Origin of the sequence: Pseudorhizobium marinum (assembly GCF_000705355.1) — a bacterium.
GTDB lineage: Bacteria > Pseudomonadota > Alphaproteobacteria > Rhizobiales > Rhizobiaceae > Neorhizobium > Neorhizobium pelagicum.
Genome location: NZ_JMQK01000006.1, coordinates 202,556 through 226,483, shown reverse-complemented (window position 1 = coordinate 226,483; position 23,928 = coordinate 202,556). Strand labels below are relative to the sequence as shown.

Genomic DNA, 23,928 nt, shown 5'->3' with positions numbered 1-23,928 from the left:
ACAACTCCGGGCCTTCCAAGACGACAAGCGGCAAAGCCTTACTTGTTGTTGACTGCGTCCTTCAGGCCCTTGCCGGCCGAGAACTTCGGCACGTTGCGTGCCGGGATGTCAACTTCGGCGCCGGTCGAGGGGTTGCGACCCTTCGATGCTTCACGCCGGGAAACGGAAAAGCTGCCAAAACCGGCCAGGCGGATATCGCCGCCATTCTTCAGTTCGGACTGAACAGTCTCAAATACGGCGTCGACAGCCGAAGCGGCATCAGCCTTGGAAAGGCTAGCCTTTTCCGCAACTGCGGCAACCAGTTCATTCTTGTTCATGTTTCCACCCTTTCAAACGGTATTGAAACGACTCAAGTTTAATCGGGCCCAGCACAAATCGGTGTGAGCCTTCCCCCGTCACAAGCGCCGCTATCGCCTGAAAAACAAGAGGTATGAAGCCCTTTTCACCAAAAAAAGCCGGCTTCTAACCGGCTTTTTTCGTTATCGTGCCAATTTGGCATAGTCCCAGCCCCCACATATTGGGGGCAAGGGTGTCAGTGGGCGAAGGTGCTTCCCGGTTCGTCGACACCGTCGACCGTGGCGATGACCGGAGTCTCGACGGTCCCATCCCATTCGATGGGCTCGGGCTTGCGCAAAAGCGCATGCTCGATGACTTCGCCCATCCGGGAAACCGGGATGATTTCCATGTTGTTCTTCACGTTGTCCGGGATCTCGGCCAGATCCTTGGCGTTCTCTTCCGGGATCAGAACCTTCTTGATACCGCCGCGAAGGGCTGCGAGCAGCTTCTCCTTGAGCCCGCCGATCGGCAGGACCCGACCGCGCAGGGTGATCTCGCCCGTCATCGCGACGGTCTTGTCCACCGGAATGCCGGTCATGATCGAGACGATCGCCGTGGCCATGGCGACACCGGCGGACGGACCGTCCTTCGGGGTGGCCCCTTCCGGCACGTGCACGTGGATGTCCGACTTGTCGAAGCGCGGCGGCTCGATGCCGAAATCGACTGCACGCGAACGGACGTAGGACGCCGCCGCCGAAATCGATTCCTTCATCACTTCCTTCAGGTTGCCGGTGACCGTCATGCGGCCCTTGCCCGGCATCATGACGCCTTCGATGGTCAGCAGCTCACCGCCGGCTTCCGTCCAGGCAAGACCGGTGACGACACCGACCTGGTCCTCGCCCTCGGCTTCGCCATGGCGGTACCGCGGAACGCCCAGATAATCGGCGATGTTGGCAGCCGTGACATGGATCGACGTCGACTTGCCCTTGATGATCTCGGTGACCGCCTTGCGGGCAAGCTTCATCAGCTCACGCTCGAAGTTACGGACACCGGCTTCGCGGGTGTACTGCTGGATCACCGACATCAGCGCATCGTCGCTGACCGAGAACTCGTTCGGCTGCAGCGCATGCTCCTTGATCGCCTTCGGCAGAAGGTGACGCTTGGCGATTTCCCGCTTTTCATCTTCCGTGTAACCGGCGATGCGGATGATCTCCATGCGGTCCATCAGCGGTGCCGGGATGTCCAGCGTGTTCGCCGTGGTGATGAACATCACGTCCGAAAGGTCGTATTCGACCTCCAGGTAGTGGTCCATGAACGTCGAGTTCTGCGCCGGATCCAGCACTTCCAGGAGTGCGGACGACGGATCGCCGCGGTAGTCCTGGCCGAGCTTGTCGATCTCGTCGAGAAGGAACAGCGGGTTGGACTTCTTCGCCTTCTTCATCGACTGGACGACCTTGCCGGGCATCGAGCCGATATAGGTGCGGCGGTGGCCGCGGATCTCGGCTTCATCGCGAACGCCGCCGAGAGCCATGCGGACATACTCGCGGCCGGTCGCCTTGGCGATCGACTGGGCAAGCGATGTCTTGCCGACGCCCGGAGGGCCGACGAGGCACAGGATGGGACCTTTGATCTTCGCAGAGCGGGCCTGCACTGCCAGATACTCGACGATCCGTTCCTTGACCTTATCGAGGCCGAAGTGGTCCAGCTCGAGGACCTTCTCGGCGTGGTTGAGATCGGTCCTGACCTTCGACTTCTTGTTCCACGGGATCGACAGGAGCCAGTCGAGGTAGTTGCGCACGACGGTCGCTTCCGCGGACATCGGGCTCATCGACTTCAGCTTCTTCATTTCGGCGTCGGCCTTTTCGCGGGCCTCCTTCGAAAGCTTCGTCTTGGCGATGCGCTCTTCCAGTTCGGCCATCTCGTCGCGGCCGTCCTCGCCGTCGCCGAGCTCCTTCTGGATCGCCTTCATCTGCTCGTTCAGGTAGTATTCGCGCTGGGTCTTCTCCATCTGGCGCTTGACGCGCGAGCGGATGCGCTTCTCGACCTGGAGAACCGAGATCTCGCCTTCCATGAAGCCGAGCGCCTTTTCCAGACGGCCCTTGACGCTGACCGTCTCGAGCATCTCCTGCTTCTCGGTGATCTTGATGGAGAGATGCGAGGCGACCGTATCGGCAAGCTTCGAATAGTCCTCGATCTGGCTGGCAGCACCGACGACTTCCGGAGAGATTTTCTTGTTCAGCTTGACGTAGTTCTCGAACTCGGAAACCACGGAGCGCGACAGGGCCTCGACCTCGACGGGATCTTCTTCCGGCTCGTCGAGCACGGAAGCCTTTGCCTCGTAGAACTCCTCGCGGTCGGTATAGCTGGAGATCTTGGCGCGCGAGCGGCCCTCGACCAGCACCTTGACGGTGCCGTCGGGCAGCTTCAGCAGCTGCAGGACGTTGGCGACCGTTCCGACCTCATAGATTGCCGAAGGCTCGGGATCATCGTCACCGGCATTGATCTGGGTGACCAGCATGATCTGCTTGTCGGAGCCCATGACTTCTTCGAGGGCCCGGATCGACTTCTCGCGACCGACGAAAAGGGGGACGATCATATGCGGAAAAACCACAATGTCGCGCAGGGGCAGCAGCGGGAAGGTATCGACGCTTGGTGCCTCGGACGTTGAATTTGTCATTCTTCTTCCTTTCATATCCCGTTACCGGGATTGCCCCAGACCACTCATCCGGGGATTCCACTTGAGCCGCAAGTGGAGTGTCTGACTGATGATTTCAAGCCTCGTTCACCCTTTGCCCCCGTCGACAGCCGACGGCGCCAGGAGCGAGGAACGCAGGTACTCTGTATGCCGGAGATGGCGCTTCAAGCAATCATTGCCTGGGCCGCCATCAGCGCCGGCGATTCCCGATCTCAACTCATACCCCCAAATCGGAAGCGAGCGAAGCGCTATCCACCATATCACAGTTCGATGACGTCGCCGAACCGAAAGGCGGAAACGAAAAGAGGCCCTTGCGGGCCTCTCACGTTACCTGTCGAAGTGGGTATCAGGCCGAGACGTTGGTCTTTTCGTCCTGCCGATCGGCATAGATGTAGAGCGGACGGGCATTGCCGCGCACGACATCCTCGGAGATGACCACTTCCCGCACGCCTTCCAGCGCCGGGAGTTCGAACATGGTGTCGAGCAGGATCTTCTCCATGATGGAGCGCAGTCCGCGGGCACCGGTCTTGCGGGTGATCGCCCGACGGGCAATCTCGCGCAGGGCGTCCTCGTGGAACGTCAATTCCACGTCTTCCATCTCGAACAGGCGCTGGTACTGCTTGACCAGTGCATTCTTCGGTTCCGACAGGATCTGGATCAGCGCATCGGCATCGAGATCTTCGAGCGTCGCCAGAACCGGCAGACGACCGATGAATTCCGGAATGAGGCCGAACTTGACCAAGTCTTCCGGCTCCAGCTCGCGCAGAACCTCGCCGACGCGGCGATCATCTTCTGCCTTTACGGTCGCACCAAAGCCGATCGAAGTCTTCTCGCCGCGGGCGGAGATGATCTTGTCGAGGCCGGCAAATGCACCGCCGCAGATGAACAGGATGTTGGTCGTGTCCACCTGCAGGAACTCCTGCTGCGGATGCTTGCGACCGCCCTGCGGCGGCACCGATGCCACGGTGCCTTCCATGATCTTCAGAAGCGCCTGCTGGACGCCCTCGCCCGACACGTCGCGGGTGATCGAAGGGTTGTCCGACTTGCGGGAAATCTTGTCGACTTCGTCGATGTAGACGATACCGCGCTGCGCGCGCTCGACGTTGTAGTCCGCCGACTGCAGCAGCTTCAGGATGATGTTCTCGACATCTTCGCCCACGTAGCCGGCTTCCGTCAGCGTCGTGGCGTCGGCCATGGTGAACGGCACGTCGATGATGCGGGCCAATGTCTGGGCAAGATAGGTCTTGCCGCAACCCGTCGGGCCGACCAGCATGATGTTCGACTTCGCCAGCTCGACGTCGCCGCCCTTGGATGCATGCGCCAACCGCTTGTAGTGGTTGTGCACGGCGACCGAGAGGATGCGCTTTGCCTGCTGCTGGCCGATGACGTATTCGTCGAGAACCTTGATGATGTCCTGTGGGGTCGGCACGCCTTCGCGCGACTTCACCATGGAGGTCTTGTTCTCTTCGCGGATGATGTCCATGCAAAGTTCGACGCATTCATCGCAGATGAACACCGTCGGTCCGGCGATCAGCTTCCGGACTTCGTGCTGGCTCTTGCCGCAAAACGAACAATACAGGGTATTCTTGGAGTCGCCGCCGTTGCTGCCGCTGACTTTGCTCATATCACTTTCCTTCCAGCACTCCGCTCTCCCGTTTCCGGGTGCGGTCCACTCTTGCTTGCCGCCACGTTCACCTTGCGTGACAACGCGCCGGCCTTGCCTGGGGTACTTCTACCGGTCTGGACGCCGGTCCGGATCGGCGGCAACGAATCCCCTTCAGAATACCAAATGCTATGCGGCAAAAATCTACACAACATTAACTGGTACTAATACCGCTTTCCTTGCCGGTTGAAACCCCTGCGCCGTCACATGCGGGTGACATTGGAAAGCGATACTAGAAGATTAATTCGCCGGAGCGCCCTCAAGTTCCTCACGCGAGGTAAGGATCTTGTCGATGACGCCCCATGCCTTGGCCTCGTCCGCGTCCATGAAATGGTCGCGATCGAGCGTCTTTTCAACTTCCTCGTACGTCCGACCGGTATGTTTCTCGTAAACCTGGTTCAGACGACGCTTCATTTTCAATATGTCGCGAGCGTGGCGCTCGATATCGGAGGCCTGCCCCTGGAACCCGCCCGAAGGCTGGTGCACCATGATGCGCGAGTTCGGTGTCGCGAACCGCATGCCGTTGGCGCCAGCTGCCAGAAGCAGCGAGCCCATCGAGGCAGCCTGGCCGATGCACAGCGTCGAAACGGCCGGACGGATGAACTGCATCGTGTCGTAGATGGCCATGCCGGCGGTCACGACGCCACCCGGCGAATTGATGTAGATCGCAATCTCTTTCTTCGGGTTTTCGGCCTCGAGGAAGAGAAGCTGCGCGCAGACCAGTGACGCCATGTGATCTTCGACCGGGCCCGTCAGGAAGATGATCCGTTCCTTCAGCAGCCGCGAATAGATGTCGTACGACCGCTCGCCGCGATTGGTCTGTTCGACGACCATCGGGACCAGAGCCATGGCTGTATCGACGGGATTTCTCATATCAGTCCTTTGTCATCGCTTGCCCGGGCGGAGAAGCCCCGGAATCAAAGTGGAATAGGTCAATCCCTACATAGAGTGTCAAGGGCAGGCACTTCAAGACGGAGCAGGCGATATCCTTAATCGCCAACGCAACTGCAAGCTAGCTGTAGCCGATCAGGATCACCTGAACACGCCGCCACTATCGCAAATGACCGAGCTTCACATCTTTGTGCTGGAACGTGGTAAACCGAAGATGAATTTCGATGAAGCTAAATTTGCACGCTGCCTCGTGCCGATCGGCAACGCGCCTTTAAGCACTCCAGAGTAGAGCTATGGCATTGTGGCTTGAAAAGAGGCGCTGAGGATGGACATCTTGACCGGGCTGGTGATCTGGGCCGCGCAGGCACTGACGCTGAGCGTTCTGCTGTTTGCCTGGTGGAGCCGCGACCAGAACCAAACCTATCAACTGAGCTGGAGCGGTGGTTTCGGGATGCTAGGCGTCGGCCTGATCCTGGTCGGCCTCCGGGGCGAGATCCCCGGTTTTCTCTCGATCGACATTGCGAACACGCTCATCCTCTTGTCGATTGGCGTATTCATCGGCGGCATGCTGCAGTTCGACGGAAGGCGTGTCGAGCCTTTCATCATCGTGCCGGCGCTTCTCTGGATCGGCGGGCTGCTTCTGCCCGTCGTCCGCGAGACCTTTTCTGCCCGTGTCGTTCTCTACACACTTTCATCCGGTGTTGGCTTCGCCATGCTGGCCGCGATCCTCCTGCGACGACCGGGAAGATCGCCCTGGACCGGCAACATTCTGGCGGCCGTTCTCGGCATCTACATTCTCACGAGTCTTGCACATGCAGCGACCGCAGTGGTCTATGGCGCAACCTCCTTTGAGACCCTCCCCGTGCCGTCTCTCGTTCTCATTCCCGGTGCTTTCTGTTTCGTGGCATCCGTGCTGATTGGTGCGCAGATGCTGACGGAGCGGTCCGAGCGACGACTGAAGGTGCTTGCCGCCACCGACCCCCTAACCGGTGCCCTCAACAGGCGCGGGTTGATCGATGAATTCCAGCAGCTGCGCCAGAAGGTCCAGTCGGAAAAGCCGTTCCTGGCGCTCCTGCATTTTGACCTCGATAACTTCAAGCAGATCAACGACCGCTGCGGCCACCAGGGCGGCGATGCGGTTCTCGTCGCCTTCTGCCAGCTGGCAGCCGTCTCCTTCAACAGCCGCGGATCCTTCGGGCGGATGGGCGGCGAGGAGTTCGCCAGCATCCTGCGCGTCACCGACATGGTCGAGGCGGCCAGTATCGCGGAAGGGTTGCGCATGACGCTGGCGCTGCAGACCATCCGTACAGGCGAGGACCAGATCACGGTCACCGTCAGCGCCGGCATTTCACTGCAGCCTGCAGCCGATGCCGATCTTGACCGGCTTCTGACGGCCGCGGACCGGGCGCTCTACGCCGCCAAGGCGGCCGGGCGCAACTGCTCGGCCGTCGATCAGAACGGCATTGCCTCCATCGTCCCGTCTGCGGCCATGCTGACGCAGCACGACATGACGCTGGAGATCCAGGCGAGCGAACAGGTGACGGCGCTTCGCCGCCTGGCCCAGGCAGCCAGTTCGTAATCCTCGCGCGTTCCGCTTTTTTTCACTTGCCGGACGGCCTCGCTGGCCCACATGCTGAAGATGGCAAAAAGGCACGCCTGCCTCTCCTTGCGCAGGCGACACGGCGGGAGCGCGACATGCAGACGAAGCGACTGATCGGCATCACCCTGTCCCTCCTGCTCCCGGCCCTGATGCCGGGCGGCCCACTGCAGGCCCAGCAGGCCTCCGACACGACCGCACCGGAGCGTGCCACCGGCATGGCCTCCGCGCAGCGGACCGAAGCGAAGACCTTCATGGTCGCGGCGGCCAATCCGCTGGCGGCTGAGGCCGGGCGCAAGGTGCTCGCCACTGGCGGCAATGCCATCGACGCGATGGTCGCCGTGCAGTCCGTGCTGGGGCTGGTCGAGCCGCAGAGCTCCGGCCTCGGCGGCGGTGCCTTCCTGGTCTACTACGACGCCTCCTCCGGCAGACTGACCACCTTCGACGGGCGCGAGACGGCGCCGATGGAGGCGACGCCGACACTGTTTCAGGACGACCAGGGGCAGCCGCTGAAGTTCATGGAGGCCGTGGTCGGCGGCCGATCGGTCGGGACGCCCGGCACAGTCAGGCTGCTGCACGAGGTCCACGGCCGCCTCGGCAAGGCCGAATGGGCCAGCCTCTTCGACCCTGCCATCACGCTCGCTTCGGACGGCTTTGCCGTATCGCCGAGGCTTGCGAGCCTGGTCGCCTCCGAAGGCGACAAGCTGAAGACCTTCGACAGCACCACGCGCTATTTCTTCGATGCGGCAGGAGCGCCGCTCGCCGCCGGCGCCATGCTGAAGAACGCCGCCTATGCGGAGACGCTCAAGGCGATCGCGGCGGGCGGCGCCGATGCCTTCTACAAGGGTCCCATCGCGGAGGCCATCGTCAAGACGGTGCGCGAGGCAGCCGGCAATCCCGGCGTCCTCTCCCTCTCCGACCTCGCCAACTACAAGATCAAGGAACGTGATCCCGTCTGCATCGCCTACCGGGCGCTCGACGTCTGCGGCATGGGGCCGCCCTCCTCCGGCGCCGTGGCCGTCGGCCAGATGCTCGGCACCCTGGAAAACTTCGACATCCGCGGCCTCGGCCCGGAAAGCCCTGAGAGCTGGCGGCTGATCGGGGACGCGCAGCGGCTCGCCTTCGCCGACCGCGAGCGCTATCTCGCCGATACCGACTTTGTCCCCGCGCCGATCAAGGGGCTCCTCGGCAAGACCTATCTGGAACAGCGCGCCGCGCTACTCGACCGGGAGACGGCACTGGCGAAGGACGAGGTGAAGGCCGGCGAACCGGAATGGGATCACGCCCTGCTCTTCGGCGACGGCGAGGCCACCGAGCTTCCCTCCACGAGCCACTTCGTCATCGTCGATGCGGACGGCAACGTCGTCTCGATGACCACGACGATCGAGAACGGCTTCGGCTCCCGCCTGATGACCAACGGCTTCCTGCTCAACAACGAGCTGACCGATTTCTCCTTCAAGACGCATGACGCGGGTGTCCCCGTCGCCAACCGCGTCGAGCCGGGCAAGCGGCCGCGCTCGTCGATGGCGCCGACCATCGTGATCAAGGACGGCAAACCGCTGCTGGCGATCGGCTCCCCCGGCGGCAGCCAGATCATCGGCTATGTGGCGCAGGCGCTCGTCGCCTATATCGACTGGCAGATGCCCGTCGAGGAGATCGTCGCCATGCCACACCTGAACAACCGCTTCGGCACCTACGACCTGGAAGCCGGCACCGACGCCGAGGATCTGGCCGAGCCGCTGCGGTCGCTCGGCTACGAGGTCAAGGCGGGAGAGATGAACTCCGGCCTGCATGCCATTGAAATTACAGCAGAAGGCCTGGCGGGGAGCGCCGATCCGCGCCGTGAGGGCGTGGCGCTGGGCGACTAGGATCTGCCGGTCGGACCTCTTTCGCCGGGGCGACGATTGCGCTAGGCGTTGAGCCATGAACGCTATGCCCTCCTGTCTCCGCATCGACCCCGCCACCCGCAACGTCTCGCTCGACGGCCGAGATGCGGCCTTCTACGGCGATCCCAATCGCGTCTATGCCGCGCTCCACCAGCACTGCCCGACCTTCTACTGGGAAGAGCAGCGGCAATGGTTCTTCACCGGCTACGACCACGTCAACGCGCTCCTGCGCGACCGCCGGTTCGGCCGCCAGATCCTCCACATCGCCAGCCGCGAGGAGCTAGGACTGCCGGAACCGCAGCCGCATCTCGTCAACTTCGACCTCGCCGAGCGTCATTCGCTGCTGGAGATCGAGCCACCGGAGCACACGCGCCTCAGGACCCTCGTCAACCGCGCCTTCGTCTCGCGCCACGTCGAGCGGCTGCGTCCGGAGATCGCCGGTCTGGCGGAGACGCTCATCGACGGCTTCGAGCGGGACGGCAGGACGGAGCTTCTCTCCTCCTTCGCCGATATCATCCCGGTGACGATGATCGCGCGGATGATCGGCATCCCGGACGAGATGGGACCGCAGCTGCTGAAATGGTCCCATGCCTATGTCGGCATGTACATGTTCAAGCGGACGCCGGAGGACGAGCTGGCGGCCGACCAGGCTGCCCGGGAGTTCGCCGATTACGTGAAGAGCCTGATCGCCGAGCGCCGCAAGGCGCCGCGGGAGGACCTCCTCAGCCACATGATCCACACCGAGCACAGGGGCCAGCACCTGAGCGACGACGAGCTGGTCTCGACCACCATCGTGCTGCTGAACGCCGGCCACGAGGCAACCGTGCACCAGATCGGCAATTCGGTCCGGGTGATCCTGGAGAGCGGCCTTCCCGTGCCAGAGATGTTCCGCGACGAGGCGGCGACCGAGCGGACGGTCGAGGAAACCATGCGGATCTGCGCGCCGGTCCACATCTTCCAGCGCTGGGCACTGGAGGACGTCGAGGTGGACGACATCCCCTTCCGGCGCGGCGACAAGGTGAGCCTCATCCTCGCCGCCGCCAATCTGGACCCCACGAAGTTCTCCGAGCCGCTGGTCTTCAGACCGGACCGGAAGGAGGCTCCCAACCTCTCCTTCGGCGCTGGCATCCACTTCTGCATCGGTGCGCCGCTTGCCCGGCTGGAACTCAACACCGTGCTCCCCATCCTCTTCCGCCGCCTGCCCGGATTGCGGATCGCGAAGACGCCGAAGGTCAAGGACGTCTACCATTTCCATGGACTGGAGCGGCTTGAGCTGGCGTGGTGAGTTGGCCCCGGCCTTGATCGCAGCGTGGCCGGGCTACACCCGGATCACATAATCCTTGCGAGTCGTTTCAATCACTTCCCAGGTTCCCCTGAAGCCGGGTCTGAGGACGAGCCGGTCGCCGGGGCGGAGGTGGAAGGTCTCGCCGCCCTCCTCCGCCACGATAGAATAGCCTTCCAGGATGTGGAAATATTCCCACTCGTCATAGACGATCCGCCACTTGCCGGGCGTCGATTCCCAGACGCCGGCATAGAGGCCTCCTTCGGCCTCCTCGAGGTTCCATGTGCGGAACTGCGGATTGCCGGAGATCAGCCGGTCGGGCGCAGGCGCACCCTCCTCCGGCTCGATGGCGGTGAGGTCGAAGGCGAGTGCGGCGGACATGGCGGCCTCAGATCTTTGCGAGCGATTGTTCGAGGTCGGCGATGATGTCCGCCGGGTCCTCGATGCCGATCGACAGGCGCACCACGTCCGGGCCGGCGCCGGCGGCCACCTGCTGCTCCTCGGAGAGCTGGCGGTGGGTGGTGGAGGCCGGGTGGATGACGAGCGAGCGGGTGTCGCCGATGTTGGCGAGATGCGAGAACATCTGCAGCCCCTCGACGAAGGTCTTGCCGGCCTCGTAGCCGCCCTTCAGGCCGAAGGTGAAGACGGCGCCGGAACCCTTCGGCGCATACTGCTGCTGCAGCGCGTGGTTCGGATCGTCTTCCAGCCCGGAGTAGCTGACCCAGGAGACCTTCTCGTGCGCCTTCAGCCAGGTGGCGGCGGCGAGCGCATTGTCGCAGTGGCGCTGCATCCTGAGCGGCAGCGTCTCGATGCCGGTCAGGATCATGAAGGCGTTGAACGGCGAGATGGCCGGGCCGAGATCGCGCAGGCCGAGCACCCGGCAGGCGATTGCGAAGGCGATGTTGCCGAAGGTCTTGTGCAGCTCGACGCCGGCATATTCCGGACGCGGCTCCGACAGCATCGGGTAGCGTCCGGACTGCGACCAGTCGAAGGTGCCGCCGTCGACGATCATGCCGCCCATGGAATTGCCGTGGCCGCCGAGGAATTTCGTCAGCGAATGGACGACGATGTCGGCGCCGTGCTCCAGCGGCCGCAGGAGGTAGGGGCTGGCCATGGTGTTGTCGACGATCAGCGGCAGGCCGTTCTTCTGGGCGACCTCCGCAATCGCCGCAATATCGACGAAGGTACCGCCGGGGTTGGCCAGGCTCTCTATGAAGATGCCCTTCGTGCGCTCGTCGATCTGGCTCTCGAAGCTTGCCGGATCGGCCGGATCGGCCCAGCGCACCTCCCAGCCGAAGTTCTTGAAGGCATGGCCGAACTGGTTGATCGAGCCGCCGTAGAGCTTGCGGGCGGCGAGGAAATTGTCGCCCGGCTGCATGATCGTGTGGAAGACCAGCATCTGCGCCGCATGGCCGGACGCGACGGCAAGTGCTGCCGCGCCGCCCTCCAGCGCCGCGACGCGCTCCTCGAGCACCGCCTGTGTCGGGTTCATGATGCGGGTGTAGATATTGCCGAACTGCTGCAGGCCGAAGAGGGCGGCGGCATGGTCGGCGCTCTCGAAGACGAAGGACGTGGTCTGGTAGATCGGAGTGGTGCGGGCGCCGGTGGCGGGATCGGGCTGGGCACCCGCGTGGACGGCAAGCGTCGCAAAGCCCGGATTGTGTGTCGACATGTCTTCCTCCCTGAAATGCAGAACTGGTGTCGCTTCAACAAACCTCCTCGGTTGATCCCGATCAAGGAAATTCCGTCGCCGCAGGCTAGCCTTTCGAGAAACAGAGAGGGGATTGCTATGGAAACCGACGCGCACCGCCAGACACAGTCACTGACATCGCGGCTGTTGCAGTGGTGTTCGCAGGCCTGTGAGGCGGCAACCGAGACGGATGTCATCGGCCAGTTGGACGACCGGACCTTGGCTGAGCTTTCCCGCGACTGCGGCGTCTCGACCGATCAGCTGAAGCGGCTGGCGAACGCCGGTCCGCATGCCGCCGACGAGATGGTCGCCCTGATGCTGGCCATCAACATCGACCCTGCCGAGGTGGCGAGGCTCTATCCGGAGCAGTTCCGCGACATGCAGGTCAACTGCTCGCTCTGCGAATCCAAGGACCGCTGCCGGCACGACCTCGGCGAGCAGGTCATCGATCGGGAATATGTCCGCTACTGTAGCAACGCCGACCATCTGAAGGCGCTGCAGCAGGAGGCGCCGCTGCTGATGGCTTGAGGATCAGGCCACCAGGCGCGGGTATTCGATCGCCGGGCAACGGTTCATCACCACCTTGATACCGGCGGCCTCCGCCTTGGCGGCAGCATCATCGTCCCGCACACCGAGCTGCCCCCAGATCACCTGGGGCGGCTGCGGCAAGCCACTCGCCTCGGCGACGATCCCGTCCAGGAATTCCGGTGCCCGGAAGACATCGACCATGTCGACAGGCTGCGGAATGTCCGACAGCTTCGCATAGACCGTCTGCCCGAGGATCTCCTTGCCCGCCTGCCCCGGATTGACCGGGATCACCGTATAACCCTTCGACAGCAGGAAGCGCATGACGCCGTTGCTCGGACGGTCGGGGTTCGGCGAGGCGCCGAGCAGCGCGATCGTCTTCGTCGTCTTCAGAATGTCGGCGATATAGGCGTCGTCGTAGCGGTCGTGGTTCATGGGTAGCCTCCGGAGAAAAACGAACTCTCTCCAAGATCTAGGGACGCCTGACGGGAATGGACACCCCGGCAGCCATTTTTGACAGCCTCCTCCCGATCGGTCATGCACCTACCGAGGTCGCATCGAGTGGAGGAGAACACATGCAGCCGATCATGACCGTCCGGGAGATCGAGGATTTTCTCGACCGGGAGTTTCCGCAGATCCATGCCGACGGGCGGGTTCTTTCCATCACCGAATTGCGTCCCGGTGGCCTCACCATGCGCTTTGACCCGCAGGAGCGACACCTGCGGCCCGGCGCCACCATTTCCGGCCCCTCGATGGTGATGGTCGCGGATGTCGCCGCCTATGCCGCCATCCTCGCGCATCTCGGTCCGGTGGCGCTGGCGGTGACCACCAGCCTCAACGTCAACTTCCTGCGCAAGCCGGAGATGCAGCCTATGTTCTGCGATTGCAGGATCCTGAAGCTCGGCAAGCGGCTGGCGGTCATCGACGCCATCCTGCGGCAGGACGGCCTGCAGGACGCCGTGGCGCAGGCGACCGTGACCTATTCGATTCCTCCGGTCGGACGGTGATTGTATGAGGTATTTGATTACCCCATCATCAAGCCTATGATTTTGCTTTACAATTTTTCCGAGGCCGCAAAACCCGCATCTTGACCGGGAAAAGGGCTGCCGGTATAAACCGCCACAGATTGCGGGCCCCTGCGGCCTGCTTTCTCTTTTGGCGCAATGCCGCCAATTCAAGCAACAAGAAACGCCCTTGCTTCGAAGCTTTCGAAGGCTCGGGTCCAGATGTAGAAAGCACACACCATGTCAACCTTCGTTCAGAAGCCCGCCGAGGTGGAGAAGAAGTGGGTGATCATCGACGCGGAAGGTCTCGTCGTCGGTCGTCTCGCCACCCTCGTTGCAAACCGCCTGCGCGGCAAGCACAAGGCCACCTACACCCCCCACGTCGATGATGGCGACAATGTCATCATCATCAACGCGGAAAAGATCGTCCTGACCGGCAAGAAGTACACCGACAAGAAGTACTTCTGGCACACCGGTTACCCGGGCGGCATCAAGGAGCGCACTGCTCGCCAGATCATCGAAGGCCGTTTCCCGGAACGCGTCGTTGAGAAGGCTATCGAGCGCATGATCCCGCGTGGCCCGCTCGGCCGTCGCCAGATGAAGAACCTGCGCGTTTACGCCGGTTCGAACCATCCCCATGAAGCACAGCAGCCGGTCGCTCTCGACGTGGCATCGCTGAACAGCAAGAACGTAAGGAGCGCCTGATAATGGCCGATCTCTCCTCTCTGAAGGACCTCGCTCCGGCGGCTGAAAACCAGGCTCCGGTTCACGTCCGCAAGGTCGACACCCTCGGCCGCTCCTATGCCACCGGTAAGCGCAAGAACGCCATCGCCCGCGTCTGGATCAAGGCCGGCTCCGGCAAGATCATCGTCAACGGCAAGGACTTCTCCGCCTATTTCGCACGTCCCGTACTGCAGATGATCCTGCAGCAGCCGGTCGTCGCAGCTGCCCGCACGGGCCAGTTCGACGTCATCGCAACGGTGACCGGCGGCGGTCTCTCCGGCCAGGCCGGTGCCGTTCGCCACGGCATCTCCAAGGCGCTGACCTACTTCGAGCCCAGCCTGCGCGGCGTGCTCAAGAAGGGCGGCTTCCTGACCCGCGACAGCCGCGTCGTCGAGCGTAAGAAGTACGGCAAGGCAAAGGCCCGCCGGTCCTTCCAGTTCTCCAAGCGCTAATTTCGCTCGGACAGCATCATTCGAAAAGGCGGGGCTTCGGCTCCGCCTTTTTCTTTTGCGGCTTGTATTTGGAGCGAGGCCGGAGCAGTTTTCCGCGACAACAGGATACCAGCGGACATGCCCCGGAAAACCATCGATCACGCCTTCACCTCCCGCAGTCTCACCGCCGCTGCCAGCGACCCGACCTTTGCCGGCGCCCTCTCCTTCATGCGCCGCAGGTTTACCAAGAATCTCAAGGGCGTCGATACGGTGGTCTGGGGCATCCCCTTCGACGCCGCGACATCCAACCGCCCCGGCGCCCGCTTCGGGCCACAGGCGATCCGCCGGGCGTCGGCCATCTTCGACAATGATCCGCAGTATCCCTTCGGGCACAATCTCTTCGAGCAGATGGCGGTGATCGACTACGGTGATTGCCTGCTCGACTACGGCAACCACCACAAGACGCCGGCGACCATCGAACGGGAGGCGGCCCGCATCATCGCGGGGGGCGCCTTCCTGCTGACGCTCGGAGGCGATCACTTCATCACCTGGCCGCTGCTGAAGGCGCATGCGGCCAAGCACGGACCGCTGGCGCTCGTGCAGTTCGACGCACACCAGGACACCTGGTTCGACGACAACCGGCGCATCGACCACGGCTCCTTCGTGGCGCGTGCCGCCCGCGAGGGGCTGATCGACACGAACCGCTCCATTCAGGTCGGCATCCGCACCCATGCGCCGGAGGATTGCGGCATCCGCATGCTCTACGGGCATGAGCTGGAGGAGATGACGGCGGAGCAGATCGCGCAGGCGATCCTTCAGCAGGTCGGTGACGCGCCGGCCTATCTCACCTTCGATATCGACTGCCTCGACCCCGCTTTTGCCCCAGGGACCGGCACCCCGGTCGCGGGCGGCCCGTCGAGCGCCAAGATCCTCTCGGTGCTGCACCGGCTGAAGGGCGTCGATGTCCGTGGCGCCGACGTCGTCGAGGTGGCGCCGGCCTACGATCACGCCGATATCACCGCCATTGCAGGCGCTACCGTCGCGATGTATATGCTCGGCCTGCGTGCGGAGCGCCTTTCCGCCGGCACATGACGGCTTCCCGGAGCTCAGGACCTTGGGTCCGCCGCTTCGGACAAGCGATCGAAACAACAGGGTATCAACCATGGCGAAGATCTTCATCGACGGCGAACACGGCACCACGGGCCTGCAGATCCGCACCCGCCTCGCCGCCCGCCGCGACGTGGAGATCCTGTCGATCCCCGAGGCCGAGCGCCGCAATGCCGCCATGCGCGAGGATCTGCTCAACAGCGCCGACATCGCCATCCTCTGCCTGCCGGACGACGCCTCGCGCGAAGCCGTCGGCATGCTGTCGGGCAACAACAGTGTCCGGATCATCGATACGTCGACGGCCTATCGCACCGATCCGAACTGGGCCTACGGCTTTGCCGAGATGGACAAGGCGCAGGCGGCCAAGATTCGCGATGCGCGCCTGGTGTCCAACCCCGGCTGCTATCCGACGGGCGCCATTGGCCTGATCCGGCCCCTGCGGGCGGCCGGCATCCTGCCCGACGACTATCCGGTCAGCGTCAACGCCGTCTCCGGCTACACGGGCGGCGGCAAGCAGATGATCGCGCAGATGGAAGATCAGACCCGCAACGACGCCATCCAGGCGAACAACTTCCTCTACGGCCTGTCGCTGAAGCACAAGCACGTGCCGGAGATGACGATCCACGGACTGCTCGACCAGGCGCCGCTGTTTGCGCCGTCGGTCGGACGCTTCCCGCAGGGGATGATCGTCCAGGTCCCGCTCTTCCTGCAGAACCTGAAGAACGGGTTCACCCGCGAGAGCATCCACAAGGCGCTCGTCGGGCATTACGCCGGACAGGATGTCGTCGAGGTCGTCGGACTCGAGGAAGCCAACGGGCTTGCCCGCATCGACGCCGAGGAACTCGCCGGCAAGGACACGATGAAGCTCTTCGTCTTCGGCAGCGCCGGCGGCGAGCACGTCAATCTCGTGGCGGTGCTCGACAACCTCGGCAAGGGCGCCTCGGGGGCCGCCGTGCAGAACATGGATCTGATGCTGTCGGCCTGAATTGAGCGCAGGATCGCCGGTCCAAAAACCACTAACTGTAAAACGGCTTAGCAGGCTAGCTGCGGTGCCTGGAAATGCCCTCTTCTCCCCAACGGGGAGAAGTGCCGAGCGGATGCGAGGCGATGAGGGGGTGCGAAGCCAGTGCTCATCTCCGGCCCCCCTCATCCGGCGCTACGCGCCACCTTCTCCCCGCTGGGGAGAAGACGAGCGGACAGCGCACAGCCCCTTGCAGAAATCGTCGCAGCCCTTTTGACTCTCAGTTCCTGACCTCTACCGTCACTTCCTGCGGATATTCACCGACGAAGCCGCGCCAGTGGGCGACGGCGAAGCCGAGGACGATCAGGGCCATGCCCTGGTGCAGAAGTGCGGTGTGCAGATGCACCTGCGAGAGCAGCGTCAGGATGCCGATGCCGGCCTGCATGCAGATCAGCGCAAACAGAACGATCGACCGCCGCGCATGCGTCGTGCCCGCCGCGTCACGCAGCATCGCCACCATGTGCCACAGCGCCAGCAGCAGCAGCGTGTAGGCTCCCATGCGGTGCACGAACTGCACCGTCTTCGGGTTCTCGAAGAGGTCGATCCACCAGGGCTGCTGCACGAACAGGCCGCTCGGCACGAGCGCGCCGTCCATCAGCGGCCAGGTGTTGTAGCTCAGCCCCGCATCCAGGCCGGCGACTAGCGCGCCGAGATAGATCTGCACCAGACAGAAGACCGCCAGCAGGACCGCGCCCGCCTTCCCTCGCCCGGCCGCGGCCGGATGGCCGCTGTGGGGAGAGAGGCCGCGCATGATCCAGACGCAGGCCGAAAAGATCAGGCAGGCGATCGTCAGGTGGACCGCCAGCCGGTACTGCGAGACGCTGGTGAGCTTGCTCAGGCCCGACGACACCATCCACCAGCCGATGAAACCCTGGAAGCCGCCGAGCGCCAGGAGACCGATCAGCGGCCGGCGGATGCGCGGCTCGATCTTGCCGCTCAGCCAGAAGAACAGGAGCGGCACGGCAAAGACGACGCCGATGGCGCGGGCCAGGAAGCGGTGGGCCCACTCCCACCAGAAGATCGACTGGAATTCGCCAAGCGTCATGCCCTTGTTGATCTGCTGGTACTGCGGAATGCGCTTGTAGAGGTCGAACTCCTCCTGCCATTCCTCGGCAGAAAGCGGCGGCACCACGCCGTGGATCGGCTTCCATTCGGTGATGGACAGGCCGGAATCGGTCAACCGGGTCGCGCCCCCGACGAGCACCAGACAGAAGAGCGTGAAGATGACGACGCCGAGCCAGATGCGCACCACCTTGCGGTCGCTCTCGCGCCGGCGCGTGTGGGACATGATTTGCGCTGCGGTTACATCGGCCACTGACATCGTCGCTCCTGAGGTCTGCCCTGGGGGTCTGCCCTGGGGATTTGGAGGGGCGGCAAGACGCCCCATCACTCAGGCGTTGATTTGCCCCATGGACCCGTGCAAAACAAGCCCCAGCGCTTTGCGGCATGCCGTCGCGGCCTGATGCACGCCACTGCCGCCGGGAGAAAAGAGAATGCCGCAAAGGTTGCGGAGCTTCATCGGGACCATCCTGATCATCTGCCTGGTGATCCTGTACGCGCTTCTGGCGACGACCGTCGCGACGCTGACGCTCGCCACCTCCCCGTGGTGGGTGCACCTCCTCTACTTCCTGCTGTCCGGCCTGCTGTGGATCCTGCCCGCCATGCTGATCATCAAGTGGATGGCCGGCCCGCGGCCGCGCGACTGACCCCGCGTCCCGCCGGGATTAACCACGCGCGCTAAAGTTCATGCCGAAGTCAGGCTTTGTAAACTTGTTCTCCAGCGAGATCGGCTATGGTCCGCCTGCGATGAGAGGTGGGTGACGAGATGCCCCGTTTGAGCGTGCGCACGGACATGGACGCGGAAGACATTGGACTGCCGGGAGCGGTGGCGCCGGCCTTGTCGTCGGCCGTCTTCGACGTGGTCACCTCGCCCGCTCTCATAGAAGCCGAATGGCGATCGCTCGAAAGCCTGCCCAGAAACTCTCTCGACCAAAGCTACGACTGGTGCTGCGCCTGGTGGAACGCGCACGCGCTGTCGCCGGTCATCCTGCGCGCCCGGCTCGGCCAGCGCACGGTCATGCTGCTGCCGCTCGAAATCATCTCCCGGTACGGGCTGCGCACGGCGCGCCTGCCCGGGGAGCGTTTCAACAACATCAACACCGGCCTTTTCAGCGCGGATTTTCCAGCCCTCGACGGTGATGCGCTGAGCACCTTCACCTCGGCACTCTGCCGGTGCCTGTCGCCTCTGGCGGACACGCTCGTGCTGGATTGCATGCCGGCTGCCTGGGGCGGCGCGCCTTCTCCGCTCGCCGGCCTTGCCGCAACGGAAAACCCGAACCCCTCCTTCCAGCTTCCGCTGCTTGCGACCATGGACGAGACGATCGCCCAGCTGAACGCCAAGACCCGCCGCAAGCGCTTCCGGCAGCAGTGCCGCCGGCTGGAGGCGATCGGCGGGTTCGAACACTATTGCCCTGCCGGCAGAGACGAACAGCACGCCCTGCTCGACCTGTTCTTCCAGCAGAAGGCGGAGCGGTTCTCGGGCTTCGGGCTTCCCGACGTCTTCCAGCCGCCGCAGGTCCGGCGTTTCCTTCACGACCTCATCGACCGGTCCGGATGCGGCCCGGACACGGCGTTGACGATGCACGCCCTTCGCCTGCACGGAGAACACGAGGGAAGCCTCGTCGCCATCAGCGGGCTTTCGCGCAAGGGCGGCCATGTGCTTTGCCAGTTCGGCTCGATCGACGACAAGCTCTGCGCCGATGCCAGCCCCGGCGAACTGCTGTTCTGGCTGATGATCGAAGAAGCCTGCCTTGAGGGAGCATCCGTCTTCGACTTCGGCGTCGGCGACCAGCCCTACAAGCGCAGCTGGTGCACGCAGATGACGGTGACGCGCGACCTCGTCCTGCCGCTGACCGCGAAGGGCCGCATGGCCATGCCGGCCATTCAAGGCCTCGGCAGTCTTCGGCTGGCGATCAAACGCCAACCGAAGCTTTATGCCCTGGTTCAGAAATTCCGCGCTTTGCTGCGCCGCTCGTAGGCGCAGCCTCAGGCCGCGCGCCTGCGGCTCGGCACGCCACCGGCCATGATCAGAAGGTTGCGGTAACCGGCATCCGTCAGCTGCTGCACGAGCTCGACCACCTGATGATCCTGCCCCTCGGGCATGGACAGCACGATTTCCATTTCCGGCCTGCCACCGAGCTTCTCCAGGCTCGACACCTTCGCCGTCCCGCATTCCACCAGCACCAGGTCATAGGCATCGATGAGCGCATCGATGATGATCCGCAGCCGGTCGGATGCGCGCATGGCGCTCTCCACGTCGGCCGCGCCGCGCGGAATGATATGGGCGTCGGACAGGCGGTCGGAATGGATCGCGTCGCCGAAGGCAGTCTCGCCGCAAAGCAGGTCCGTGATCCCCGGCAGCCGCATGTTTTCGGCCATCAGTTTCGACGGGCAGCCGGAGCTGGAGAGATCGAGAAGGATGACCGACTTGCCGCGCTCGGCCACTTCGCGCGCCAGCATCACCGTGGCCGTCGAGCCCGTGTCGCCGCCCGGAGACATGGCAAAGGCGCAGGGAACGCCGTGGCGCAGCAGGGTGTTGGCGACGCCGACGGTGGAAAATGCCTCATCCTGGAGGGGCGATGCAGCCGAAACTGTCGCGGGTTCCTCATTGGCCGAGACGAAGGCTGCCGCCGCTGCGGCATCGACGGGGTCCACGGAGACGCCGGCTTCGGTCGCCGGTGCTCGTTCACGGACAACCGTCACCGGTTCGTTGGCAGACAAGGCGTTCGCCTCGCCGGTTGGCCTGAGCGCCCGGCCAGAGAACAGGGCGCCGACCATGATGGCGATCGCCGTCAGGATCAGGCTGGCCAGAGCCACGATGATGACGATCGGAAGGACCTTGGGGAAATAGGCCTCGGAGGGCTCGAAGGCGCTGGAGATGACGCGGGCATCCGCCGGCGCTGCATTCGGATCGGCGCGGGATGCCGCTTCCCGGTAGCGGGCCAGATAGGTCTCCAGGAGCTGGCGCTGGGCCGTCGCCTCCCGCTCCAGCGCCCGCAGGCCCACTTCTTCCTCGCCCGCCTTCGACGATGCGGCCTTCAGCTCGTTCAGCTGCTGGATCAGCTGCCGCTCGCGGATGCGCGAGACCTCCGCTTCGCTGTCGAGGCTGGCGAGGATCTTGCGCGTTTCCCCGACGATCTGCTGGCGGATGCCGGCGAGCTGCGCGCGCAGGCCCTTCAGCCGCGGGTGGTTCTCCAGAAGAACGGTAGACTGGTCGGCGATCTGCGCCTGGACGTTGGCCTCGGTTTCGCGCAGCCGCTGGACGACCTGGGAACCGACGACTTCGGCCAGGGAGTCCGAATTGCGGCCTGCCTCGACGGCGGCGCGCACGTTCTCCGCCCTCGCCTCGGCATTGGCGCGCTCGGCGCGCACACGCGCCAGTTCCGTGGAAATGTTGTTCAGCTGCTGCGCCGTGAAGCTACTGGTGTCGGACGACTGGAAGAGGCCGGCGGACGAGCGGTATTCGGCAACCTTGGCCTCGGCCTCGCGAACCCTTTCGGTCAGCGTCGCGATCTCCGGCTCCAGCCAGCGGGTGACGTCGGAATTGTTGTCGAGCTTGGCACCGCTCTGCAGCTGCAGATAGACCTTTGCGATCTGGTTGGGCACCGCTGCGGCCAGCCTGGGATCCTCGGAGGAGAATTCGACCGCGATGACGCGGGAATTTTCCACGGCAAAGACCTGCAGCTTCTCGCGGAACTCCTTGATCAGCCTGTCTTCCGGCGGGATGTCGAGGGGATCCTGCTGCAGGCCGAGCAGGACGAACGGGCTGGGCAGGAACGACTGGCGGTGCGGGTTGAACTCGTCGGTTTCCTCCAGGCGCAGATCCGCCGCCACCTGCCGGATGAGGTCGGTGGAGCGCAGCAGCTCCGCCTGGCTGCTGATATTCAAGGCATCGAGAATAGGGTCGTTCGCCGCTGCGGGCGCCGGCCCGTTCGAGAGGTTGGCGGAACGCGACTCGATCAGCAGCCGCGTCTCCCCCTTGTAGAGCGGCGTCATCATCGTGGTTGCCAGCAAGGCAACACCGGCGGACACGACCACGATGCCGGCAACGAGCTTCCGACGCTCCCATACCGCCGAAAACAACCGCCCCAGATCGATGTCCACGTCCTGATTGTTGCCCATTACGCCCGACATCCGAAGCTCCAATTCTCTCGCAATCGTGGCAAGGGTAAATCCTTATGGTAATCCAAGCGTTAATGACGCCGCCAAAAAGCATTAGGCGAGGCTTGCGCCTTTACCGCGCATTAACCGTAAAAGACCGATAACTGCGTCATCTGATGAACAGCCGGAGCCACCTGCGAATGTCCGTCGCCCGTCGACCACGCCTGATGACGCTCGCCCTTGCCGCAATGGCGTGTGCCGTCTCGGCCTGCTCAGCCTACCAGCCGGCACCGAAATCCTTCCAGCAGGTGGCCATCCAGCCCTACCGGCTGGACAGCGGCGACCGTCTCAGGGTCACCGTCTTCGAGCAGGCGGGTCTTTCCAACACCTATACGGTGGACCAGGCCGGCTATGTCGCGCTGCCGCTGATCGGTCAGGTTGCCGCACGTGGCCAGACCCTGCCGGCGCTCGAGGGCACCATCGCTGCGCGGCTGAAACAGGGCTTCCTGCGGGATCCGGACGTGACGATCGAGGTCGACCGCTACCGCCCCGTCTTCGTCATGGGCGAAGTCGGACGGCCGGGGCAATACGCCTATGTGCCGGGGATGACGGCGCAGAACGCGGTGGCGATCGCCGGCGGCTTCACGCCGCGCGGCAACCAGCGTGACGTCGACATCACCCGTAAGGTCAATGCCCAGGTCCTGACCGGCCGCACGTCGATTGCCAGCCCCGTGCTTGCTGGGGACACGATCTACGTCCGCGAACGGCTGTTCTGATCCGATGGCCGAACCCGAAAAGCTGCGCATCCTTCACTGTTTCCGCTCTCCCGTCGGCGGCATCTTCCGGCATGTCCGGGACCTGGTCGAGGAGCACCGCGCCGCAGGGCATGATGTCGGCATTCTCTGCGACAGCTCGACGGGCGGAGCGCACGAGGAAAAGCTCTTCGACGGCATCCGGCCGCACCTGACGCTGGGGCTTACCCGCATCCCCGTGCGCCGCGCCATCGCGCCTTCGGATCTTTCTGCACTCTTGAAGAGTTACAAGCATATAAAGAGCTTGCAGCCGAACATCCTGCATGGGCACGGCGCCAAGGGCGGCGTGCTGGCACGGATGATCGGCACGGGGATGCGGGCAAACAGGTCTCGCGTCGCCCGTCTCTATTCACCGCATGGCGGAAGCCTGCATTTCGACCGGTCCAGCATGTCCGGCCAGGCCGTCCTGCGCCTCGAGCGCCTCCAGGAGCGCTTCACCGACGCGCTCGTCTTCGTTTGCGACTACGAGCGACGCACCTACGAGGCCAAGGTCGGGACCCCGACGACACGGTGGAAGGTCATTCTCAACGGGGTCAAGGCATCGGAGTTCACGCCGGTCGTCGCGCCGGACGATGCCGCCGACTTCCTCTACATCGGCATGCTGCGCGACCTGAAAGGCCCGGATGTCTTCATCGACGCCTTTGCGCGTACGGAACGGGCGCTCGGGCGCCCGCTGTCCGGGTTGATGGTCGGCGACGGCCCGGACCGCGACCGCTACGAGGCCATGATGACCGAGCGCGGCCTCGGCCGCCGCATTCGCATGATGCCGGCCATGCCGGCCCGCGAAGCCTTCGCGATGGCCCGCACCGTCGTCGTCCCCTCGCGTGCCGAGGCCATGCCCTACATCGTCATCGAGGCGCTCGCCGCCCAGAAGCCGGTGGTTGCGTCGCGCGTGGGTGGCATTCCCGAGATCCTCGGCACCGACAGCGAGGCGCTTGCCATCCCCGGCGACGCGCAGGATCTGTCGCAGGTCATGGCGGCAGCGGCCGTCGATCCGGGCTGGCAGCGCCGGGTGATGCCGAAGCCGGACACCTTCCGGTCCGTTTTTTCAAGCTCCGTCATGGCCGACAGCATGCTCGACCTCTACCGCAGCGTGCTTCGGGACCAGCCCTAAAGGTTTCTTAGCAACTTCCTGCTAGTCGTCTTGCGACAAGGGAACCGAGCG

22 protein-coding genes are annotated in these 23,928 nt (G+C 63.9%); 13 read left to right on the top strand and 9 right to left on the bottom strand.

All coding sequences use genetic code 11. From position 1 onward, the window contains the following. Positions 1–38 precede the first annotated feature (38 nt). The 4 genes from hupB to clpP all read right to left on the bottom strand — a co-directional run bounded on the left by hupB (position 39) and on the right by clpP (position 5,507). Positions 39–317, bottom strand: a complete 279-nt coding sequence (gene hupB, locus EO99_RS0110440; protein ID WP_029618586.1) for a DNA-binding protein HupB — start codon at positions 315–317, stop codon at positions 39–41. Positions 318–532: 215 nt separating this feature from the next. After that, positions 533–2,953, bottom strand: coding sequence for an endopeptidase La (gene lon, locus EO99_RS0110435; RefSeq protein WP_029618585.1), 2,421 nt, complete (start codon positions 2,951–2,953; stop codon positions 533–535). Positions 2,954–3,317: 364 nt separating this feature from the next. Next, positions 3,318–4,595 (bottom strand): ATP-dependent Clp protease ATP-binding subunit ClpX, encoded by a 1,278-nt coding sequence (clpX, locus tag EO99_RS0110430; protein WP_029618584.1) that lies wholly within the window; start codon positions 4,593–4,595, stop codon positions 3,318–3,320. 279 nt (positions 4,596–4,874) lie between these two features. Beyond that, positions 4,875–5,507, bottom strand: a complete 633-nt coding sequence (gene clpP / locus EO99_RS0110425) for an ATP-dependent Clp endopeptidase proteolytic subunit ClpP (protein WP_029618583.1) — start codon at positions 5,505–5,507, stop codon at positions 4,875–4,877. Between the two features lie 343 nt (positions 5,508–5,850). Between clpP and EO99_RS0110420 the strand changes: the two genes are divergently transcribed. The 3 genes from EO99_RS0110420 (at position 5,851) to EO99_RS0110410 (ending at position 10,293) form a co-directional block, all read left to right on the top strand. Next, complete coding sequence (locus tag EO99_RS0110420; RefSeq protein ID WP_029618582.1) at positions 5,851–7,104, top strand: GGDEF domain-containing protein; 1,254 nt, start codon at positions 5,851–5,853, stop codon at positions 7,102–7,104. 170 nt (positions 7,105–7,274) lie between these two features. After that, positions 7,275–8,990 (top strand): gamma-glutamyltransferase, encoded by a 1,716-nt coding sequence (ggt, locus tag EO99_RS0110415; protein ID WP_235776803.1) that lies wholly within the window; start codon positions 7,275–7,277, stop codon positions 8,988–8,990. 55 nt (positions 8,991–9,045) lie between these two features. Further along, positions 9,046–10,293: a cytochrome P450 gene (locus EO99_RS0110410; protein ID WP_029618580.1), complete on the top strand. Its 1,248-nt coding sequence runs from the start codon at positions 9,046–9,048 to the stop codon at positions 10,291–10,293. A 33-nt stretch (positions 10,294–10,326) separates the two neighbouring features. Here the strand turns inward: EO99_RS0110410 and EO99_RS0110405 are convergent, their stop codons facing one another. Both EO99_RS0110405 and EO99_RS0110400 read right to left on the bottom strand, forming a co-directional pair. Further along, entirely contained in the window at positions 10,327–10,671 is a 345-nt protein-coding gene (locus EO99_RS0110405) for a cupin domain-containing protein (protein ID WP_029618579.1), read from the bottom strand. A gap of 7 nt (positions 10,672–10,678) precedes the next feature. Next, positions 10,679–11,962, bottom strand: a complete 1,284-nt coding sequence (locus EO99_RS0110400; protein WP_029618578.1) for an O-acetylhomoserine aminocarboxypropyltransferase — start codon at positions 11,960–11,962, stop codon at positions 10,679–10,681. A 117-nt stretch (positions 11,963–12,079) separates the two neighbouring features. On the opposite strand from EO99_RS0110400, the gene EO99_RS0110395 reads away from it, so the two are divergent. Further along, a complete protein-coding gene (locus EO99_RS0110395; protein WP_037111573.1) occupies positions 12,080–12,508 on the top strand; it encodes a DUF6455 family protein in 429 nt (142 codons plus the stop codon). A gap of 3 nt (positions 12,509–12,511) precedes the next feature. On the opposite strand, the gene EO99_RS0110390 is transcribed toward EO99_RS0110395, so the two are convergent. Next, the gene (locus EO99_RS0110390; RefSeq protein WP_029618576.1) at positions 12,512–12,940 is read right to left on the bottom strand and encodes a CoA-binding protein; all 429 of its coding nucleotides are present in this window, start codon (positions 12,938–12,940) and stop codon (positions 12,512–12,514) included. A gap of 140 nt (positions 12,941–13,080) precedes the next feature. Here EO99_RS0110390 and EO99_RS0110385 point away from each other — a divergent pair, with 140 nt between their 5' ends. From EO99_RS0110385 to argC, 5 genes are all read left to right on the top strand, one after another. Then, positions 13,081–13,512, top strand: a complete 432-nt coding sequence (locus EO99_RS0110385; protein ID WP_029618575.1) for a PaaI family thioesterase — start codon at positions 13,081–13,083, stop codon at positions 13,510–13,512. A 237-nt stretch (positions 13,513–13,749) separates the two neighbouring features. After that, complete coding sequence (gene rplM / locus EO99_RS0110380; RefSeq protein WP_029618574.1) at positions 13,750–14,214, top strand: 50S ribosomal protein L13; 465 nt, start codon at positions 13,750–13,752, stop codon at positions 14,212–14,214. 2 nt (positions 14,215–14,216) lie between these two features. Then, positions 14,217–14,684: a 30S ribosomal protein S9 gene (rpsI, locus tag EO99_RS0110375; RefSeq protein ID WP_029618573.1), complete on the top strand. Its 468-nt coding sequence runs from the start codon at positions 14,217–14,219 to the stop codon at positions 14,682–14,684. Between the two features lie 117 nt (positions 14,685–14,801). Next, positions 14,802–15,755, top strand: coding sequence for an agmatinase (gene speB, locus EO99_RS0110370; protein WP_029618572.1), 954 nt, complete (start codon positions 14,802–14,804; stop codon positions 15,753–15,755). A gap of 70 nt (positions 15,756–15,825) precedes the next feature. Next, positions 15,826–16,755 (top strand): N-acetyl-gamma-glutamyl-phosphate reductase, encoded by a 930-nt coding sequence (gene argC / locus EO99_RS0110365; protein WP_029618571.1) that lies wholly within the window; start codon positions 15,826–15,828, stop codon positions 16,753–16,755. 256 nt (positions 16,756–17,011) lie between these two features. Here the strand turns inward: argC and EO99_RS0110360 are convergent, their stop codons facing one another. After that, positions 17,012–18,112 carry a COX15/CtaA family protein gene (locus tag EO99_RS0110360; RefSeq protein ID WP_029618570.1) on the bottom strand — a complete coding sequence of 367 codons (1,101 nt, stop codon included), beginning with the start codon at positions 18,110–18,112 and terminating at the stop codon, positions 17,012–17,014. A gap of 172 nt (positions 18,113–18,284) precedes the next feature. Here EO99_RS0110360 and EO99_RS0110355 point away from each other — a divergent pair, with 172 nt between their 5' ends. Next, positions 18,285–18,497, top strand: a complete 213-nt coding sequence (locus EO99_RS0110355) for a DUF2842 domain-containing protein (RefSeq protein ID WP_029618569.1) — start codon at positions 18,285–18,287, stop codon at positions 18,495–18,497. A gap of 119 nt (positions 18,498–18,616) precedes the next feature. Beyond that, positions 18,617–19,828, top strand: coding sequence for a GNAT family N-acetyltransferase (locus tag EO99_RS0110350; protein WP_156034715.1), 1,212 nt, complete (start codon positions 18,617–18,619; stop codon positions 19,826–19,828). Positions 19,829–19,836: 8 nt separating this feature from the next. On the opposite strand, the gene EO99_RS0110345 is transcribed toward EO99_RS0110350, so the two are convergent. Then, positions 19,837–21,984 carry a GumC family protein gene (locus EO99_RS0110345; protein ID WP_029618567.1) on the bottom strand — a complete coding sequence of 716 codons (2,148 nt, stop codon included), beginning with the start codon at positions 21,982–21,984 and terminating at the stop codon, positions 19,837–19,839. A 167-nt stretch (positions 21,985–22,151) separates the two neighbouring features. Here EO99_RS0110345 and EO99_RS0110340 point away from each other — a divergent pair, with 167 nt between their 5' ends. Both EO99_RS0110340 and EO99_RS0110335 read left to right on the top strand, forming a co-directional pair. After that, positions 22,152–22,727 (top strand): polysaccharide biosynthesis/export family protein, encoded by a 576-nt coding sequence (locus EO99_RS0110340; protein WP_029618566.1) that lies wholly within the window; start codon positions 22,152–22,154, stop codon positions 22,725–22,727. Positions 22,728–22,731: 4 nt separating this feature from the next. Beyond that, a complete protein-coding gene (locus EO99_RS0110335; protein ID WP_029618565.1) occupies positions 22,732–23,877 on the top strand; it encodes a glycosyltransferase family 4 protein in 1,146 nt (381 codons plus the stop codon). The last annotated feature ends 51 nt before the right edge of the window (positions 23,878–23,928 follow it).

Bases quoted from the DNA above. Each gene is read 5' to 3' on its own strand.
- hupB (WP_029618586.1), bottom strand. From the start codon at position 317: ATGAACAAGAATGAACTGGTTGCCGCAGTTGCGGAAAAGGCTAGCCTT.
- lon (WP_029618585.1), bottom strand. From the start codon at position 2,953: ATGACAAATTCAACGTCCGAGGCACCAAGCGTCGATACCTTCCCGCTG.
- clpX (WP_029618584.1), bottom strand. From the start codon at position 4,595: ATGAGCAAAGTCAGCGGCAGCAACGGCGGCGACTCCAAGAATACCCTG.
- clpP (WP_029618583.1), bottom strand. From the start codon at position 5,507: ATGAGAAATCCCGTCGATACAGCCATGGCTCTGGTCCCGATGGTCGTC.
- EO99_RS0110420 (WP_029618582.1), top strand. From the start codon at position 5,851: ATGGACATCTTGACCGGGCTGGTGATCTGGGCCGCGCAGGCACTGACG.
- ggt (WP_235776803.1), top strand. From the start codon at position 7,275: ATGCCGGGCGGCCCACTGCAGGCCCAGCAGGCCTCCGACACGACCGCA.
- EO99_RS0110410 (WP_029618580.1), top strand. From the start codon at position 9,046: ATGAACGCTATGCCCTCCTGTCTCCGCATCGACCCCGCCACCCGCAAC.
- EO99_RS0110405 (WP_029618579.1), bottom strand. From the start codon at position 10,671: ATGTCCGCCGCACTCGCCTTCGACCTCACCGCCATCGAGCCGGAGGAG.
- EO99_RS0110400 (WP_029618578.1), bottom strand. From the start codon at position 11,962: ATGTCGACACACAATCCGGGCTTTGCGACGCTTGCCGTCCACGCGGGT.
- EO99_RS0110395 (WP_037111573.1), top strand. From the start codon at position 12,080: ATGGAAACCGACGCGCACCGCCAGACACAGTCACTGACATCGCGGCTG.
- EO99_RS0110390 (WP_029618576.1), bottom strand. From the start codon at position 12,940: ATGAACCACGACCGCTACGACGACGCCTATATCGCCGACATTCTGAAG.
- EO99_RS0110385 (WP_029618575.1), top strand. From the start codon at position 13,081: ATGCAGCCGATCATGACCGTCCGGGAGATCGAGGATTTTCTCGACCGG.
- rplM (WP_029618574.1), top strand. From the start codon at position 13,750: ATGTCAACCTTCGTTCAGAAGCCCGCCGAGGTGGAGAAGAAGTGGGTG.
- rpsI (WP_029618573.1), top strand. From the start codon at position 14,217: ATGGCCGATCTCTCCTCTCTGAAGGACCTCGCTCCGGCGGCTGAAAAC.
- speB (WP_029618572.1), top strand. From the start codon at position 14,802: ATGCCCCGGAAAACCATCGATCACGCCTTCACCTCCCGCAGTCTCACC.
- argC (WP_029618571.1), top strand. From the start codon at position 15,826: ATGGCGAAGATCTTCATCGACGGCGAACACGGCACCACGGGCCTGCAG.
- EO99_RS0110360 (WP_029618570.1), bottom strand. From the start codon at position 18,112: ATGTCAGTGGCCGATGTAACCGCAGCGCAAATCATGTCCCACACGCGC.
- EO99_RS0110355 (WP_029618569.1), top strand. From the start codon at position 18,285: ATGCCGCAAAGGTTGCGGAGCTTCATCGGGACCATCCTGATCATCTGC.
- EO99_RS0110350 (WP_156034715.1), top strand. From the start codon at position 18,617: ATGCCCCGTTTGAGCGTGCGCACGGACATGGACGCGGAAGACATTGGA.
- EO99_RS0110345 (WP_029618567.1), bottom strand. From the start codon at position 21,984: ATGTCGGGCGTAATGGGCAACAATCAGGACGTGGACATCGATCTGGGG.
- EO99_RS0110340 (WP_029618566.1), top strand. From the start codon at position 22,152: ATGTCCGTCGCCCGTCGACCACGCCTGATGACGCTCGCCCTTGCCGCA.
- EO99_RS0110335 (WP_029618565.1), top strand. From the start codon at position 22,732: ATGGCCGAACCCGAAAAGCTGCGCATCCTTCACTGTTTCCGCTCTCCC.